Annotated in this window: 14 protein-coding genes; 11 read left to right on the forward strand and 3 right to left on the reverse strand. The window is 50.7% G+C overall.

Features of this window, described 5'->3' with window-relative positions; all coding sequences use genetic code 11:
* The first annotated feature begins 102 nt into the window (after positions 1–102).
* From VF639_RS20955 to porN, 5 genes are all read left to right on the forward strand, one after another.
* Positions 103–1,122, forward strand: coding sequence for a PorP/SprF family type IX secretion system membrane protein (locus VF639_RS20955; protein WP_331147900.1), 1,020 nt, complete (start codon positions 103–105; stop codon positions 1,120–1,122).
* Positions 1,123–1,360: 238 nt separating this feature from the next.
* Complete coding sequence (gene porK / locus VF639_RS20960; RefSeq protein ID WP_331147901.1) at positions 1,361–2,380, forward strand: T9SS ring complex lipoprotein PorK/GldK; 1,020 nt, start codon at positions 1,361–1,363, stop codon at positions 2,378–2,380.
* 85 nt (positions 2,381–2,465) lie between these two features.
* Positions 2,466–3,272 carry a type IX secretion system motor protein PorL/GldL gene (porL, locus tag VF639_RS20965; protein WP_331147902.1) on the forward strand — a complete coding sequence of 269 codons (807 nt, stop codon included), beginning with the start codon at positions 2,466–2,468 and terminating at the stop codon, positions 3,270–3,272.
* Positions 3,273–3,329: 57 nt separating this feature from the next.
* Positions 3,330–4,919, forward strand: coding sequence for a type IX secretion system motor protein PorM/GldM (gene porM, locus VF639_RS20970; RefSeq protein ID WP_331147903.1), 1,590 nt, complete (start codon positions 3,330–3,332; stop codon positions 4,917–4,919).
* A 47-nt stretch (positions 4,920–4,966) separates the two neighbouring features.
* Entirely contained in the window at positions 4,967–5,836 is an 870-nt protein-coding gene (gene porN / locus VF639_RS20975) for a type IX secretion system ring subunit PorN/GldN (protein ID WP_331147904.1), read from the forward strand.
* 110 nt (positions 5,837–5,946) lie between these two features.
* Here porN and uvrC read toward each other — a convergent pair whose 3' ends face one another.
* From uvrC to porW, 3 genes are all read right to left on the reverse strand, one after another.
* The gene (gene uvrC / locus VF639_RS20980; RefSeq protein ID WP_331147905.1) at positions 5,947–7,761 is read right to left on the reverse strand and encodes an excinuclease ABC subunit UvrC; all 1,815 of its coding nucleotides are present in this window, start codon (positions 7,759–7,761) and stop codon (positions 5,947–5,949) included.
* A gap of 202 nt (positions 7,762–7,963) precedes the next feature.
* The gene (locus tag VF639_RS20985) at positions 7,964–10,294 is read right to left on the reverse strand and encodes a penicillin-binding protein 1A (RefSeq protein WP_331147906.1); all 2,331 of its coding nucleotides are present in this window, start codon (positions 10,292–10,294) and stop codon (positions 7,964–7,966) included.
* 123 nt (positions 10,295–10,417) lie between these two features.
* Positions 10,418–13,606 carry a type IX secretion system periplasmic lipoprotein PorW/SprE gene (porW, locus tag VF639_RS20990; RefSeq protein ID WP_331147907.1) on the reverse strand — a complete coding sequence of 1,063 codons (3,189 nt, stop codon included), beginning with the start codon at positions 13,604–13,606 and terminating at the stop codon, positions 10,418–10,420.
* Positions 13,607–13,823: 217 nt separating this feature from the next.
* Here porW and VF639_RS20995 point away from each other — a divergent pair, with 217 nt between their 5' ends.
* The 6 genes from VF639_RS20995 (at position 13,824) to atpH (ending at position 17,417) form a co-directional block, all read left to right on the forward strand.
* Positions 13,824–14,054, forward strand: coding sequence for an AtpZ/AtpI family protein (locus tag VF639_RS20995; protein WP_331147908.1), 231 nt, complete (start codon positions 13,824–13,826; stop codon positions 14,052–14,054).
* A 211-nt stretch (positions 14,055–14,265) separates the two neighbouring features.
* The gene (locus VF639_RS21000; protein WP_331147909.1) at positions 14,266–14,673 is read left to right on the forward strand and encodes a hypothetical protein; all 408 of its coding nucleotides are present in this window, start codon (positions 14,266–14,268) and stop codon (positions 14,671–14,673) included.
* A 33-nt stretch (positions 14,674–14,706) separates the two neighbouring features.
* Entirely contained in the window at positions 14,707–15,780 is a 1,074-nt protein-coding gene (gene atpB, locus VF639_RS21005) for a F0F1 ATP synthase subunit A (RefSeq protein ID WP_331147910.1), read from the forward strand.
* Between the two features lie 50 nt (positions 15,781–15,830).
* On the forward strand, positions 15,831–16,100 hold the full coding sequence (gene atpE / locus VF639_RS21010) for an ATP synthase F0 subunit C (RefSeq protein WP_084443863.1): 270 nt from the start codon (positions 15,831–15,833) through the stop codon (positions 16,098–16,100).
* A gap of 178 nt (positions 16,101–16,278) precedes the next feature.
* Positions 16,279–16,776, forward strand: coding sequence for a F0F1 ATP synthase subunit B (locus tag VF639_RS21015; RefSeq protein WP_331147911.1), 498 nt, complete (start codon positions 16,279–16,281; stop codon positions 16,774–16,776).
* A gap of 80 nt (positions 16,777–16,856) precedes the next feature.
* Positions 16,857–17,417: an ATP synthase F1 subunit delta gene (gene atpH / locus VF639_RS21020; RefSeq protein ID WP_331147912.1), complete on the forward strand. Its 561-nt coding sequence runs from the start codon at positions 16,857–16,859 to the stop codon at positions 17,415–17,417.
* Positions 17,418–17,420 lie beyond the last annotated feature (3 nt).

Here is a 17,420-nt window from a genome sequence, read left to right on the forward strand (position 1 = left end):
TTTTTTACTTAGGATTTGTTGCACAGGCTTTTTTACGATACATTTGAAAACCTCTCCCATCTAGCCGCCCTATCCGTAACATACCCTAAATCAGATGATTGCATGAAAGCAACTATACTTTTCGCTTGCCTGTTAACAACTATTACAGGCACTGCGTTAGCGCAGCAGCAGCCACAGTTTACCCACTATGGCTTCAATGGTATGTACCTCAATCCAGCTTATGCAGGTATCAAAGGCCAAGGGGAAATAACAACAATCGGGCGCTATCAATACCTTAATTATAATGGGTCTTTTGATGAGGGAGGCTCTCCGAAAACCTATATAATAACAGGGTCATTTCCTGTGCAGGTGTTGGGCGGAGGTGTAGGATTCCATGTGTATAGGGATGCAATAGCGCAGTTTCAAATGACAAACGCGCAACTATCTTATTCCAAGCATATCAAAGTGGGTGAGGGAAAGCTAGGGATCGGAGTTCAAGGAATATACAATCATTTGGCAAAGGGCTTCTATCGTTATATCGATCCTAATGACCTGAGTATTCCCTTTGACGGTTCAGATAACAAGTTTGATTTAGGAGCCGGAGTGTGGTATGAGTCTCCTACGTTCTATGCTGGCCTGAGCCTCAACAACTTGTTGCGGTCCGAGTATAGATTTCAAAGTGCTATCACCGATGACGGAGGTAACGTAGTGAGTTATGTAGATAATTCAGCTCGTTATATTGCTGAAAATCATTCTTATTTTACTGCTGGATACAATATTGAAGCATCGCCATCCGTTGTGGTGACTCCTTCGGTGTTAATGAAGATGGTGCTGCCTGGAAAGTTTGGTGATGATGGAAAACTTACGTTCAAAAACAATTCCTACGAAGCGAACGTTCGTGCTACTTTCAATGATAAGTTCTGGGGTGGTGTAGGCTACCGCTATGATGAGTCGTTCACAGGTATGGCGGGGTTGGCGCTTGCGAAAGACAATGCGTTGAGGATAGGGTACGCTTTTGATTTTATTGCATTTAATCAAGACGCAAGGGCTTTTAGCTCACACGAGATTATGCTGTCCTACCGTCTGCCTAAGCCAGGTCTTGTTACCCGTCCGGCAATTCGCACACCTCGATACAGCTTCTAAGCTTTTTTGGTTGTGGCAGGTTAATCCCATGCCTTGATTACGTGGAGGAAGGATTTCTAGGAACCAGACACTAATTCTTTGCGTTTCGTCGTTTAGCTGGCAGGTTTGTCAGTTCGCAGACAAATGCAAGGCATTGAGCGTTTGGTTTGCGCACGAACGTAAGTTTCGTTAGATTTGCCAACTCGAAAAATTGTAATCTTCTGGTATCGCCGCCTCAACAGTCATTTTACTTCCTCACATGAATAAGTTTTTCGGATTGCCTCTCTTTGCCATATCGGCATTAATTCTGGGGGGCTGTGGTTTCGGTAAAGGGCCACAAGGCGACCTAGTTGGGGCAGAGGACCGGCCCGAGTTTAACCCGCAAGAGGTTCCTTTCGGGATGGTACCCTGCCCAGGTGGTACTTTCCATATGGGCCAAACAGACCAAGACATTTCGGCTTCTATGGTCAACATGAACAAGCAAGTGACTATCGCTGGCTTCTACATGGACGAAACTGAAATTACCAATAACGAATACCGTCAATTTATGAATGCTATTCGGCAGGACTCAATTGACGTGTTAGGAGAAGAGTATGTGATGACGGAACTCTACCCAGACACGACGGTATGGGTGCGTGACTTCACCTATCACATGGGTGACCCGCTGATGGAGTACTATTATACTCACCCTGCTTTCGATGATTATCCTGTGGTGGGAGTGGATTGGTTTGCTGCTAAGTATTTCTGCAACTGGCGCACCAAGCACAAGAACGTAGCCAACGAGGAAGTCGGTCTCGCCGCTACTCCTAACTTCCGCCTTCCCTCGGAGGCTGAGTGGGAATATGCAGCGCGTGGTGGCCGCGATTTGGCAACTTACCCATGGGGCGGCCCATACCTGCGGAATTCGAAAGGCTGTATGTTGGCTAACTTCAAGCCTGGTCGCGGCGACTATGCCTCTGATGGTTACGCTTATACCTCGCCGGTAGGTGCCTTCTTCCCGAACGACTTCGGCTTGTACGATATGTCGGGTAACGTAGCAGAGTGGTGTGATGATGCTTACATGGAGGCATCGGTACCGGTAGTATGGGATATGAACCCAACTAACCCGGATGATAACGAGCCTCGCAAAGTAGTACGGGGTGGCTCTTGGAAAGACATTGCTTATTTCCTCGAAACAGGTACTCGCAACTTCGAATACCAGGATTCCTCTCGTTCGTTCATTGGCTTCCGTACAGCCATGATCCAGATCGGAATGGGCACCAACAGCCGAATGAATTAATTAGGGCTCTTGCTCGTTACGATTCCTTATTTGTTTTTCCGTTTCAATTCAATCACCAACCTCTTCTTTCCAACAATCAAATCACATGGCAGCTAAAGGCGGTAGTTTTCTCTATGATGTGCTGATGCCCAAAATCTATGGCATCGGGGCCGCAGTCGTAATCATTGGAGCTTTGTTTAAAATTCAGCACTGGAAAGGCGCTGACATTATGCTAATCGTTGGTCTAGGAACAGAGGCCGTTATCTTCTTCTTGAGTGCCTTCCAACCTGCCTCTAAAGAGCATGACTGGTCACTTGTTTATCCAGAGCTTTCCGAAGGGTATGATCCTTCAACCAACAGCAACAAGTTTGTTGAAGACAACAACAGCAAAGGCCTGACCCGCAAGCTGGACGACATGCTGAAAGATGCCAACGTAACACCGGAGGCTATTTCTTCCTTGGGTCAAGGCTTAAACCGTTTGAGCACCACCACGCAGCAACTCTCTACCCTTGGCGATGCAACCAATGCTACCGACGAGTATACTGCCAAAGTACGTTCGGCTGCTACGTCGCTTGAGCGCATTAATGAGGCTTATGCTAACACGGCACAAGCAATGAGCGCCATGTCGGATGCTACTAAAGATGCTAAGGAGTACCACGTACAGGTTCAGACAGTAACCAAGAATCTTGGTGCATTGAACGCAGTATATGAGATGGAGTTGCAGGATGCCAACACGCACCTCAAATCAATGAATCAATTCTATGGTACGTTGAGCCAAGCTATGCAGAACATGACGGAAGCCGGTAAAGACACCGAGAAGTTCAAAGACGAAGTGGCTGCTCTAACTGGCAACCTCAACTCGTTGAACCGTGTGTATGGCAATATGCTAAATGCTATGCGGGCTACTAGCTAGAAGCTAGAATAGCACCAAATTAAATTTTCGAGCCCACTATATAATTAGGTAGACGAGATGGCGGGAGGAAAAGAAACTCCAAGGCAGAAGATGATAGGCATGATGTACTTAGTACTGACTGCACTTCTGGCCTTACAGGTGAACTCAGCAATTCTGCTGAAGTTCAAGTTCCTAGATGATAGCCTTAGCAGTATCAACGATAAGGTATCTAGATCCAACGATGGCACGGTAAAAGGAATTCAAGCACAGGTTGAGAAAAACCGCAACCAAGCTGCTGACGTTGCCGTGCTCAAGCAAAGCGAAGAAATTCGTGAGCGTACCAAGCAGATGATTGAGTACTTGTCTGGTGTACGTGACAGACTCGTAACGGCTACGGAAAATACCAAAGGCAAGAACGAGTATAAGAACATGAGCGCCGAAGACAAAGTGGCAATCACAATGCTCGGCGGTAAGAAGAATGGTGCTGCGTATGAGATGAAGAACAAGCTTAATGAGTACTCCACGTACATTAAGACGTTTGTTCCTAGTGCTGCTCCTTTGGCGTTAGACGCTAAAGAAGACCCGATGGTTACTGACCCGGAGCAGCGTTCAAAGAATTTCGCTGAGCTAAACTTCGAGAACACGCCACTTGTGGCAGCGCTGGCAACTTTGTCGCAGAAGGAAGCTGAGGTTTTGAAGTACGAATCAGATGCGTTAGCAGCTCAGTCGGCTAAAGTTGGTGGCAACATTATCGTATTCGACAAAGTAGGCGCTTTCGCTAGTGCTGAGTCGAACACTGTAGCTGCTGGTACTAAGTATAAGGCCGAATTGTTCCTGACCGCTTCGGCCACTGGTCTGAAGCCAACGATGACGCTGAATGGTTCGCCCTTAGCAGTTGATGCCTCTACTGGCAAAGGCAAGGTAGAGTTCACGGCTCGTCCGGGTGCATTTGATGCTGCTGGTAACGCTAAAGCGCAATGGACTGGTACTATCCGCTTCAAGCAAAACGGCCGCGACACCACTTTCAAGGTAGCAGTGCCTTATACTATAACAAAACCAGTAATGCAGGTGCAGTCGGCTTCGGTACAGGCTCTTTACTTCAAGTGCGGCAATAAGCTTAGCGTACAGGTTCCTGCTTTAGGTGCTCAGTATGATCCTAGCTTCTCTGCTTCCGGCGCCTCTACTATCAAAGGTTCGGCCAAAGGTGAAGTAACGCTGGTGCCTAACTCAAGGGAGGTTACTTTGAATGTAAGCAGTGGCGGCAACGCAATTGGTTCGCAAACCTTCCAAGTGCGTCCGATTCCCAAGCCTGATATTCAGTGTGTAGTAGGTGGTCGCCAAGCTAACGAGAAGCAAGGTACCCCGATTAACGCTGTACGGAGTATGCAGCTGCGTGCTGTACCGGATGCTGGTTTTGCCACCTTCCTGCCCGAAGATGCTCGTTATCGCGTAGCTCGCTACGAAGTAACCTTGGTTCGGGGTAAGCGTCCTGCTATGCAAGCTATTCCAGTCAATGGTCCTACTGCTGATCTGAGTGCTGTAGTGAATGCGGCTCGCGAAGGTGACCGTCTCTATGTTGAAGTGAAGCAGGTGCAGCGTCAGAACTTCCAGAATCAGGTGGAAGAAGTGAACATAGGGAATAAGTCGTTCAATATTCCGCTGCTGTAAGCGTTACCTCTCTGAACTAACTGCAGCTCTTTTTTGATTACTTCGGTATGAACAAATTCTTTTCCTTATCCGCTTTAACGGCCGCTTTAACGCTCTCATTAGCAGCTTCAGCTCAGGAGCAGGCTACTACAGCAAGTAGCAACGGCTCCTACCGTCCGATTCCAAATTCGGACATCATGTTCCGCAAAACTATTTTGCGTGCGATTGACTTGCGTGAGAAGCAGAACAAGCCTATGTTCTCGGAAGGCAAGGAAATAAGTCGGGTTATTATCGACGCTGTGAAGCGTGGTGAGCTACAGGCTTATAAAAATGATTCCTTGACTTCAACATATACCCCGGCTGAGGTTTCAGGCAACATGTCGTATGCGGAGTCTAGTGCGGGACTAAGTGATGAAGAAAAAGCTGCCGGATTCTCGGAAGAGGCTGTTGATGATTGGGGTGCTCCGGTAAAGAAAGGTGCTGCAAAATCAAAAACGCCAGCTGTAGCTCCTAGCTTCGAGTATCGGTATAAGGAGTTGTATCAGATGGAGTTGAAGGAGGATATGATCTTTGACAAGAAACGGTCACGGATGTATCACGACATCAAAACAATCACCTTAGTTGTACCTTCAACTTTAGCTTCCAATACATCCGGTATTGAAAAGCCAATTGGTACGTTCAAGTACAGCGACTTGGTGAAGGTGTTCCGTAACAATCCGGATAAAGCCATCTGGTTTAATTCGCAGAACGACGCGCAGCACAAGAATCTAGCTGATGCATTTGAACTGTGGTTGTTCAACTCCTACATCGTGAAGGTCTCGAATCCAAACGATGCTCGTCTAGACGAGATCTACGGCGGCCAACAGCAAGGCATTCTTGCTTCGCAACAAGCAGCAGCTGACCTTATCGAGTATGAGTATAATCTCTGGAGCTTCTAGAGACGCAGTCTCATTGTCTTACGCTTGCAGCAGTAAACCAGAGGTGAAAGAAAAAGCCCCTACCACTTAGTGGTAGGGGCTTTTTCTTTCACCTCTGGTTTACTGCTGAGTTAATCTGTTGCTTCCTGCTCTTGTTGAGCGAAATAGTTGATAATCACTCGTGCCTTGGCCTTTCCTACCTCTTCAATAAGTTCAGTCTCGCTTAGCTCACGAATCTTCTTAACCGATTTGAACTTGCTCAGTAGCTTATCCGCCGTGATGGGGCCAAGACCTTTCACGTCGGTAAGCTCAGTTTTGAGGGTAGCAGCATCGCGCCGACTACGGTGGAAAGTGATGCCAAACCGGTGTACCTCGTCGCGCATTCGTTGGAACAGGCGCAACGACTCGCTCTTTTTGTCGATGTAAAGAGGGAGCGGGTCGTTGGGAACGTAGATTTCTTCGAGCCGCTTTGCAATGCCTATCACGGCTATTTGTCCCCACAGGTCAAGGTCTTTGAGAGCCTTAACGGCCATGCTCAGCTGTCCTTTGCCACCGTCGACGATAACTAGCTGCGGCAATGACGCGCCTTCATCCACTAGACGGCGGTAGCGGCGCGAAACAACTTCGTACATAGAATCGAAGTCATTAGGACCAACTACAGTTTTGATATGGTAGTGGCGGTAGTCTTTCTTGCTAGCCTTGGCGTTGCGGAAACAGACCATAGCGGCCACCGGATTATCACCCTGGAAGTTGGAGTTGTCGAAGCACTCGATGTGCTTGGGTAGCTCTGTGAGGCGCAGATCCTTCTTGATAGTTTCCATGATGCGCACCTCGTTGAGATCTTTGCTGCGCTCGTTCATGCTTTCTTTTTCCTTGCGGAGGTAAAGCACGTTTTTGATGCTTAGCTCCAGCAGCTTCCGCTTGTCGCCAATTTGTGGCTGAGTGATGGTAACTCCAGGCAGAGGCAGAGTAGGAAGCGGCACGTTGGTCAGGATTTCTTTGGATTGACTATCAAATTCCGTCCGCATCTGCATCACCATAGCAGCAAGAACTTCCTCGTCGGGCTCGTCTAGCTTCTTGTGTACTTCAATAGACTGAGTCAGGATAATCGAGCCGTTCATCACTTTCAGATAGTTGATGAAGGCCAGCTTCTCATTAGAAGCAATACCGAATACATCAATATTGGAAAGGGAAGGATTGACGATGGTGCTTTTCGCTTGAAAAGCGTCGAGCCGATCCAGCTTCTGCTTGTATTGGTGCGCTAGCTCGTATTGCAGCTCCTGCGCCGCCTGCGTCATTTTTTCGCGGAAGTACTGCTTCGGAATGCTTAGGTTACCATTCAGAATCTGTCTGATTTGCTGCACATATTGATTGTACGTCTCTTCGTCCTGCAGGCCTTCGCAGGGCCCTTTGCAGTTGCCTAAGTGATACTCGAGGCAGACTTTAAACTTGTGCGCCTCCACATTCTGAGCGGATAAATTGTAGGTGCAGGTACGCAATGGATACAACGCCCGAATTAGTTCCAGTACCACGTGGAGGGAAGACCCATTGGCATACGGCCCGAAGTAGTAACCTTCGTCCGGCCGCTTATTGCGGGTGGGAATGAGGCGTGGAAACCGCTCGTTGGTAAGTAACAGATAGGGATAAGTCTTCCCGTCCTTAAGTAGAATGTTGTATTTGGGCTGGTGCTGCTTGATCAGGTTGTTTTCCAGCAAAAAAGCATCCGACTCGCTGTCCACAATCGTGAACTCAATGCGTTTGATGTTCTTAACCAGTTGCTGAGTTTTCTTGTTGTGGTCCTGCTTGGTGAAGTAGCTACTCACCCGTTTGCGCAAATCCACCGCCTTACCCACGTAGATGATGCCCTCATCATCAAAGTATTTGTACACACCAGGCCGGTGTGGGAGCTGACGAATTTGATCTTGTAGATGTTCAGAGGCGGCCATATCGCAGATTGACGCTGATTTTTACGCTGGTAACTCGGGATTTTAATCCCTAGATAGCATGCGCTTGAAGGTTTTGGAAGTACGCAGAAGGAAAGCGCAGAGGTTTACCTTAGATGGCAAGCACTACAAATAACAAAAAGCGTGGCCGGTTCGTCCCGGCCACGCTTTATAATAATCAGCGGGATCAACGCTACTCTCGGGTTTAGATTTCCTCGTCATTAAGGTCATCTAAATTCGCTTGGTTGAGTTTTTGGTTGTAGGGAATAGTATCGCGTTGCGCGCCATTGTAGTAGCGTGAGCAGTTGATTTCGACGCTCAGCGTATCCGGTTTCGGGAAGGGGCCTTTGGCGATATCGACGTTCTTATCAGCATACACTTTCTTCATGAAGATGCCATAGAGCGGCAGGGCCAGGCGAGAACCTTGACCGTAGGCTCCGGTACGGAAGTGAATGCTCCGGTCTTCGCCACCTACCCACATACCGCATACTAGATCAGGGGTCAGACCCATAAACCAGCCGTCGGAATAGTTGGAAGTGGTGCCGGTTTTGGCGCCCATTTCATACGGAAACTTGAATCCCCCTTTCAAGATAATGGAGGTTCCTCCTGGCTCCTCGGTCGCGCCGCGGAGCATGTAAGTCATTAGGTAGGCTGTTTCTTCTCTTAGCGCTTCACGGGTTTGCGGCACGAATTCGCGAAGCACGTTGCCGTTCTTGTCTTCAATGCGCGTCACCATGATAGGAGACGTCCAAACGCCTTTGTTGACAAAGGTGCTGTACGCGCCCGTTAACTCGTAAATGCTGACGTCAGACGAGCCGAAACCGATGGCTGGTACCGGGTCTATGTGTGACGTTATGCCAAGGTTTTGAGCATACTTAACTATGTCTTCAGGCCCTATCTTCTGGACCAGCCACGCGGTGATGGAGTTCATCGAACGAGCCAGTGCCTGACGTAGGGTGAAGGTGCGGCCGGAATAAGAGCCCTCAAAGTTGCGCGGCGTATAGGCCGGCCGGCCGGCCTCGGCCGGGAAGGTGGTGGGTACGTCGGGGCGCTGATAGCAGGGCGAGTAGCCTTGGTCGATGGCCGCCACGTACACGAATGGCTTGAACGTAGAGCCTGGCTGGCGCTTGCCTTGCTTTACGTGGTCGTACTTGACGTACTTGTAGTTGATGCCGCCCACCCAAGCTTTTATGTGGCCGTTGAGTGGGTTCATGGCCATAAACCCGGCGTGCAGCAGCCGCTTGTAGTAGGCCAGCGAGTCCATGGGAGACATGTTGACTTCCTTTTCACCTCCGTTCCAGGTGAACACCTTCATTTTGTACTTTTTGTTCAGATAGTACTTAATCGAATCTTTGTTGCCGTCGTACCGGGTGCTGAGGGCGTGGTAACGCTCGGTGCGCTTGATGGAAGTGTTCAGGAAATTTGGTATCAAGCGGCCGTTTTCATCGCGCCACGGCTGCTGGCCTTTCCAATGCTGGTCAAACCAGCGTTGCTGCAGCTTCATATGCTCGGCCACGGAGGCTTCGGCATACCTCTGCATCCGTGAGTCGATGGTTGTGTAGATTTTCAAACCATCAGAATACAGGTCATGGTCGGTTTCCCGGGCCCATTCGCGCAATGACTTGCTTAGCTCCGTGCGGAAGTAAGGCGCAATACCTTCGTTCTGGTTTTCAACTTTGTAGTCGAGTTTGATAGGCTTGGCTACGGCGGCGGCATAGATGGGCTCGGTGATGTAGCCGTTCTTGCGCATCTGGCCAAGCACCCAGTCGCGGCGGCGCTTGGAGCGCTCGGGGTTACGAACCGGGTTGAACCATGACGGACCGTTAACCAAGCCAACCAGTAGGGCCGACTGCTCTAGGGTAAGGTTGCGGGGGTGCTGGTTGAAGAATGTTTTGGCTGCCACATTAATACCGAAGGCATTCGAGCCAAAATCGGCCGTGTTGAGATACATGCGCAAAATCTCGCGCTTGGTATAGTTGCGCTCTAATCGCACAGCCAAAATCCACTCTTTGGTTTTGGTGATGAGCATGCGCAACCCCGGTACGTCGTTGAGGCGTCCGTTATTGAGGTCTTCCCGAGTGCGGAACAGCATCTTAGCCAGCTGCTGGCTCAAAGTAGAGCCCCCGCCCGTTTTGCCGCCAGCTACTATGCCGATTACTACCCGCATCATGGCCTTTGGGTCGATGCCGGAGTGACTCTCAAACCGGGCATCCTCTGTTGCAATTAGCGCGTCAATCGTCGTTTGAGGGATGTCTTTGTAGCTGACGGGAGTCCGGTTTTCGCGGAAATACTTACCCATCAATACACCGTCGGCGGAATACACTTCTGAGGCCAACTCGCTACGCGGGCTTTCCAATGCCTTCAGATTGGGCATCTGACCGAACAGGTTAAGAAAGTTGACACTAACGGCTAGTATGTAGAAGAGCGATGCTACTAAACCACCTACAAATAGCACCCACAGGGTACGGGTAAGGGCAGCAAAGCGGCTAGGCCGTTGCGGTTTACGAGAAACAGGTCGGGATTTGGAAACGGGCATTCTTTTCAACTAAAAGACTTGGTACCAGAAGGTAAAGTAGCTGAACTGGTTTTAAAGTGCGCAGCCCGGCATGGCCAGCACAAAACACACCAGTTTCATATTCAAGCTTACTTGCTGATCAACTTAACGGTAATTCTGTTGGTAGAAACGCTGATATTCTTCCACGTCGCGGCGCTGAAGAAGTAGCGGCAAATTATCTATACCAACAACCAGTGTTTGGTAACCCACGCCCCGCAGGCGGTTCAGCGGCGACTGAGGCCCGCGCAACTTTAGGGCATAGGCTTGGGCTACTTTCGTACCAGTCAGGCCCTGCACCACCACCATTTCCAACGAATCGTTGAGTGGCTGTTGTTGCACCTGTAAGTTGCTAGCCTTGAAGTAACGGTTGTTGTAAACGCCTAACTGCTCACGAAGCGTTTGGAGTACTGCTGACGCCTTCGGGAACACCAACAACACCGCGTGTACAGCAGCCGGGTTAGTTGCATAAGGCGTAGCTGCGGGAGCAGGAGGCGAAGCTGGAGAGGCTGCCGTTGAACTTGGCTTGCCTGCCGGAGCTGCGGGCATGGCGGGCTGCGTAGCAGGGACTGTAGTTGGTGCAGTAGTAGCCGGCACTGTAGTAGCAGAGGGAGCGGGTTCTGCCGGAGTGGTAGTAACTGGCGCAGACTTGACAGGCTTTTTGCCTTTTGCTCTGGCTTGGGCGGCGGCCATTCGGGCAGCTTTCACCGGGTCGATAGCGAGTGCAGCGGGTGTAGCAACAGGAGCAGCAGTTGCAGACGAATCGGTAGGAGCTGTTTCCTTTTTTTCTGGCTGCTTATCTGGAGAAGGTTGAGGTTGAACCGCGGCCGGAGCAGAGGAGGGAGCCGGAGTCGAAACCGCCGGGACAGGGGCGGGAGTGGCTACAACCGGGTCGGTTTTAGCCGGAGTGGCAGGTGTATTGTAAATGATACGCACCCGGTTGTTTACCTCGCCGGGCCGGAACATAGATACCGTCGGCTTCTGTGTTGAAGCCAGTGCCCCCTGAATACTGCCAGTTTCGTACTTCTTATAAGAGCCTAGCAAGATTCGCGCTTCATTACCGAGTGGCGACTGTTCGTAACTCTTTAAAAACTTCTCCAGCGAAGCTTTTGCCACCAAAGGCGATTGGGTGCGGACATCAATCAGCGCACTCAGAAAAGCTATTCGGTCGTTTAAATCAGTTTCCGGAAACTTCTTGGAAGTGCTGGCTAACAAATCGGCGGCTTTCTTGAAGTCTTGCCTTTTGTACATAGCGAAAGCCGTGTCCACTTGCACCGCTACTTCCTTGTTCACCAGAGAAGTACGACGCAGGTATTCAGGGTCAGCAGCTAGGCGAGCGTAAGTGGAGTTAGGGAACTCCTGCCGAAGACGCTGCGCATAGATTTCTGCTTTAGCTAGCTCGTTTTGCTCCTTGTATAGTAAGTACAGGCTGTAATAGGTCTCCGGGGAATGCGTAGTCTTGGGGAAGCGGGTTAGCAGTTTCTCGTAGGTCTGCGCGGCTGGCACTGGCTCCCGCAGTTGCTGGTTATAAATGCCTCCTAGCGCATACATCGCCTCTTCCACCTGCTTCTCCGATGCGGCTAGCTGTACGCTGGTGAGCGGTAGCGCCTGCCGGTACTGGGCTACCAACGCTTTGCGCTGAACAGCTGGGTCGTTGTCGGCTATGGCGTTGCCCGTGCCTGTAGTAGCGCCAGCCGTCACGCTGGTTTGGTTGGCTCCCGCAATGCTAACGGGAACGTTGCCGCCTGCTGGCGTGACGGGCGAATTACGTGTGGAATTTACCAGGCGCCAGTTGTCTTGCAGCGGCCGGTCACCCCACTTGCGAATAAAGTCGGCCCGAGCCGTACTCATCGCCGTAGGGTTATCGAAGTACCATTTAGCGCCAGTGCTGCCGTTGATAAAATCCTCGGGATTGATATTGGTTTGAAGGTCGCGCGAATTGTTGATTCCTGAAGCCAGCGTTTGCCGGTTGTTTTCGCGCTCCTGCTTGGCGGCCAGTGCTTCGGCGGCCTTGCGCTTTGCTTCCAATTCGGCATCGGCATAAGCCGTGAGGCGGGTGCGGAGCGTAACCGTATCCAACCGAGCCAGCGCTTGTACGCTGTCCTGCGTCTCGATGATGGTGATTTGCTGCGCAAAGTCTTTCAAGATGCCAGCGCGTTCCGAAACAGCTAGAAAGTCCGGCGCGTCTTTGGCTAAATTCTGTACTGTGCTGTCGTAGTAGGCCGCGGCCAGGCGATACTTCTGCAAGTTTTCGTAGTAGATGCGGCCGGCCAGCAGGTAGGTGTAAGACTTCTGCCCACGATTGTTGCTGGTGGCTCGGGCCGACTTTTGCAACAGTGCCAGCGCTTCGTCGTAGCGCTTCTGCCGATAGTTGAGCCGCGCCATCTCGTAGTAGATTTTGTCGCGGTACTCCTTGTTCTTGGTGTCCTTGAGCAGCTTGGCGAAATACTTATCGAGGCGGGCTTTGTCGTCGTTGTTGAGGTCGGACACCTGGCCTAGCATCAGCTTCGCGAAGAAGTCCAGCTCGTAGGGCGGATTCCGCTTCAGAATCTTGTTCAGCTCGGCATAAGCCTTTTTGTCCTCGCCCTGGTTTTGGTACAGCTGAGCCAGAATGTAACGGGTACGGGACTGCTCGTTCTTGTACTTGATCAGTGGTACCGCCTTCTCCAGATTCTCGATAGCCTTGGTGGGCTCATCGGTCTTGAGATAATAGTCAGCTCGGGTTAGAAACAGGGCGCGTGCATTCGTTGCCAGACCTTGTTGCTTATCTAATATGTCTGATACCGCTTTTGCGTTTTCCAGCTCTTTAGTAGCCAAGAAGGTGCGCATCAGCCAAATCAAGGATTCCTGTTTGGCATTAGCGTCTTTGCTGGTGCTGTTAACGTACTTGAACGTTTTCGCCGCGTCTTCAAACTCCATCTTGTAGTAGCGGCTCTTCCCAATCAGCAGGTAAGCATCGTCGGTCCAGTCGGAGGCGGCGCGGTGCTGAATAGGCAAAGACGCCTTCTTTACTACATCTTCTAGGTCGGTCGATACGGCGGCTACGCCGGCCTGGTCGAGCGTAGGGAAAAGAGCAAGGGTACGGTTGTAATCGTTTAGGCGGGCTTTATAGAGCTTGGCTTCTACCCCGTACATTTTTTCGCGGGCCAAAAAATAGCCATTGTCGCGGGCCACTACGTTGTCGTAGGCGTGGCCTACTACACCCCGGCGCTCAGAGGCACAGCCGCCTACACCAGCAATAAACAGCAATGTAACTACGGGCGCGGCAAGCAGACGAAAGATCGAGTATCGAGTCAAAGCAGAAAGCAGGTCGGAAAAACAAATTACCAATACGGCAACGCACGGAGCAGACCAGTTTGTTCAGCTCTCGCCGTTGCGTATGAAGTCACAACGTTACTTGGTTGGTAAAATTACGCTTTTTCCTAGCCCTCATTAGACCTTTACGTATTACATACGGTCCACTTGCCTGTTTTCCCGCTCTAAATCCCTTTCTCTGCTTCAACTAACTCCTCTCATGGCTGCTTCTCCCACGCCCAAACCCGACTCTTCTGGCCCCCGCGGCGGCAACTTTGCCAAGTACTCGGGGCTGGGAATTCAGATGCTGGCCATCATTGGGCTAGGCACTTGGCTTGGCGTTTGGCTAGACGGGCGCTTTGGCATTGGGCCATGGGGTACGGTGGTACTGATGCTGGTTTCCGTATTTGTGGCCATGTACCAGGTCATTCGGTCTGTATCGAGTGATTAGGTAGCTAAGTACTAAGACATAAGCTGTGAGGCTTTACAAATATTCTATAGTCCAGGTGTTTATTTGATTTTAACCGCTCATCCAGGTAAGACTTGCTGCTTGAAAAGCGAAAAGAAAGACGAATGCTACTGGAACAGAGGAAACTTCTATTTTTTGGGTGGTACCTTTGTCTCTTCTCGCCTATTTACTTTTCCAACAGCCTCTTATCGATTTGGTCCGTTTCCTCTGCTATCTGCTTCTGCTTACACTGCTGCTTTACGGCACCTTGTATCTGCTGCACGCCCGCTTTGGCACTGTCATCGTGCACCCGCTGGCAGCCTACACATTAGGCTACTTTGCTCTGCTCACGGCCATTATCTACTGGGTAACATCGCGCTTGGTACGCGCCAACCCCGACAATTTCATGGGGGCTTACTTTGGCTCCATGGTAGTGCGCCTGCTGCTTTCCGTCGGGTTGGTACTGCTCTACTTATATAAAGGAGGTGCCCACGAGGGCAATGGCCGTTGGGCCTTTTTGGGGCTGTTCTTTCTGCTGTACTTTATTTACACTGGGTTTGAAATATGGGCTATCCTGAGTAACTTGCGCCCGTTTTCAAAACCGAGTGTAATCACAGAATGAAGATTCCGTGAATTTTTCTCTAATCTCCATTGAATGAAGCGTTTACTGATAGCTCTCTTCTGCATCCTTTCGCTTCCCGTGTTCGCGCAAGAGCCTACACCCACCATCGAGGAAGCTACCGACAGTGAGGCCTTCAGTCCTGGTGAGATGATTCTCCACCACATCGGCGACGCCCACGAGTGGCACTTTGCCACCATCGGCGACGAGGCTGAACACGGTACTCACTTCACCGTTCCACTGCCAATTATTGCTTACCAGCCCGGCAAGGGTTTGAGTGTTTTCTCGTCTTCTCGCTTGGCCGAAGGTAAAGTATACAATGGCCTCAAGCTAGAGCACGAGCACCTCGAAGCCGAAGACGGTGGCAAGGTATACGATTTTTCGATTACCAAAAACGTAGCCTCCCTTTTGTTGAGTGCTGCCCTGTTGCTAGGAGTATTCTTCACGGTGGCTAACGGCTACAAGAAAAACCACGGCGGGGCTCCAAGAGGAGTACAGTCCTTCTTTGAAGTCCTCATCGTATTTATCCGTGATGAAGTAGGCAAGAAGGCTATTGGCCCGAAGTATGAGCGGTACATGCCGTACCTGCTCACTATCTTCTTCTTTATCTGGTTCAACAACCTGCTCGGCTTGATGCCTGGCGCGGCCAACCTCACCGGCAACATTGCCGTGACCATGACACTGGCTCTTATGACGCTCCTCATTACGCTGGCATCGTCTAACAAGAACTACTGGGCCCACATTTTCGCTACACCCGGTGTGCCGAAGCTGCTGTTGCCCATCATGATTCCGGTAGAACTGATTGGTGTAATAGTAAAGCCTTTCTCCCTCATGGTTCGTTTGTTCGCCAACATCACGGCCGGACACATTGTAATCTTGAGCTTCATCAGCCTGATCTTCATTTTTAAGAGTGTTTTAATCAGCCCGGTTTCATTGGCTTTCGGCTTGTTTATCAACGTGCTCGAACTGTTGGTTGCAATTCTGCAGGCTTACATCTTTACTCTGCTCACGGCCATGTACATCGGCGGCGCTGTGGAAGACCACCACGATGCTGATTTGCAAATGGGTGGCGGCGATGGTGCTGCAGAAGCTCACGCCCACGGTCACTAGTTTTTCTTAACTCCCTTTTTCGTTTTTCACTTCCCCAAATTTCTGTTTTTATGCTTCTTTCTCTGTTTTTGCAGGCTGTCAGTGATGTTTCCAATTCGGTTGGCTTAGCCGTAATGGGTGCTGGTATCGGTGCTGGTTTGGTTGCTCTTGGTGTTGGCTTGGGTATCGGCCGTATCGGTGGTAGCGCCATGGAAGCCATTGGCCGTCAGCCCGAAGCTGCTGGCAGAATCCAAACTGCTATGCTGATCGTAGCGGCTCTGATCGAAGGTCTGGGTCTGTTCGCAGTCGTAGTCTGCCTGCTGATTTCCTTCAATCTCTAAGAGGTAGAAGCAACTCCTGGCCAGCCCGCTGCGCGTCGCTTCGGCGCACGACGCGGCGGGCTGACTTGGCTTCATTTAGTGCCTAGTACTTGGTGCGTAGTGCTTAGGAGGAAGGCCGAAAGGCTCGTCCTTAAGTTACCCACCAAGCTCTACGCACCATGCACTAAACACTCTTCCTATGCCTCCATTAGTAACCCCCGAATTAGGCCTGATTTTCTGGCAGCTGGTGATTTTCCTCATCGTGCTGTTCCTGCTGGCTAAGTTTGCCTGGAAGCCAATTCTAATTTCTCTGAAGCAGCGCGAAGATTCCATTGAAGGCGCTTTGCGCATGGCCGACCAAGCCAAGCTGGAGATGCAAGAGCTGCGCGCCGGCAACGAAAAGTTGCTGGCCGACGCTCGTTTGGAGCGCGACCGGATCATCAAGGAAGCCACTGCCTTGGCTAATCAGCTCATCGAGCAAGCCAAGAACAAGGCCAACGAAGAAGGCGGCCGCATGATTGTGCAGGCGCGCGAAGCCATTCAGAACGAGAAGAACGCTGCCCTGGCCGAGGTGAAAAACACCGCTGCTCAGTTGTCTATCGATATTGCCGAGCGCATCCTGCGCCGCGAGCTGACCGATACCAACTCGCAAAAGGAGCTCGTTAACTCGTACCTGAAGGAAGTAAAATTAAACTAAGGAGTCAGGAGTTAGAAGCCAGGAGCCGATTTGCTGCTTAGCTCCTGGCTCCTAGCTCCTGGCTTCTAACTCCTACAAGAATGTCTGAAATACGAGTTGCCTCCCGTTATGCCAAGTCCTTGCTTGATCTGGCCGAGGAGCAGGGTACGCTAGAGCAGGTGAAAGCCGATATGGACTTGTTTAGCAAAACGCTGAACGAGAACCGCGAGCTACGCCTGTTGCTGCGCAACCCCATCGTCAAGCACGACAAGAAGCTGGCCATTCTACGCGCTATTTTCAGTGGCAAGGTGTCGAATCTCACCGAGAAGTTCTTCACCATCGTCACGCAGAAAAACCGCGAAAGCGCACTGGAATTTATTGGCTCCGAGTTTTTGATCCAATACAATGCCTTGCGCGGGGTGCAGCTAGCCGAGGTTACAACGGCTACTCCGCTGAATACCTATTTACGCGCTGAGGTAACTCAAATGGTGCGTAATCAAACTGGACTTCAGCAAGTCACGTTAACTGAGAAGATCGATGAATCGCTGATTGGGGGCTTTGTGCTCCGAGTTGGTGACCGTCTGATTGACGACTCCGTTAGCTTCCGTTTGCGCAAGTTGCGCAACGAATTCACGAAGAACCCCTACCAACCTTTAGTATAAGAT

It is taken from the genome of Hymenobacter sp. (assembly GCF_036387835.1).
In the GTDB taxonomy this organism is placed as follows: Bacteria; Bacteroidota; Bacteroidia; order Cytophagales; family Hymenobacteraceae; genus Hymenobacter.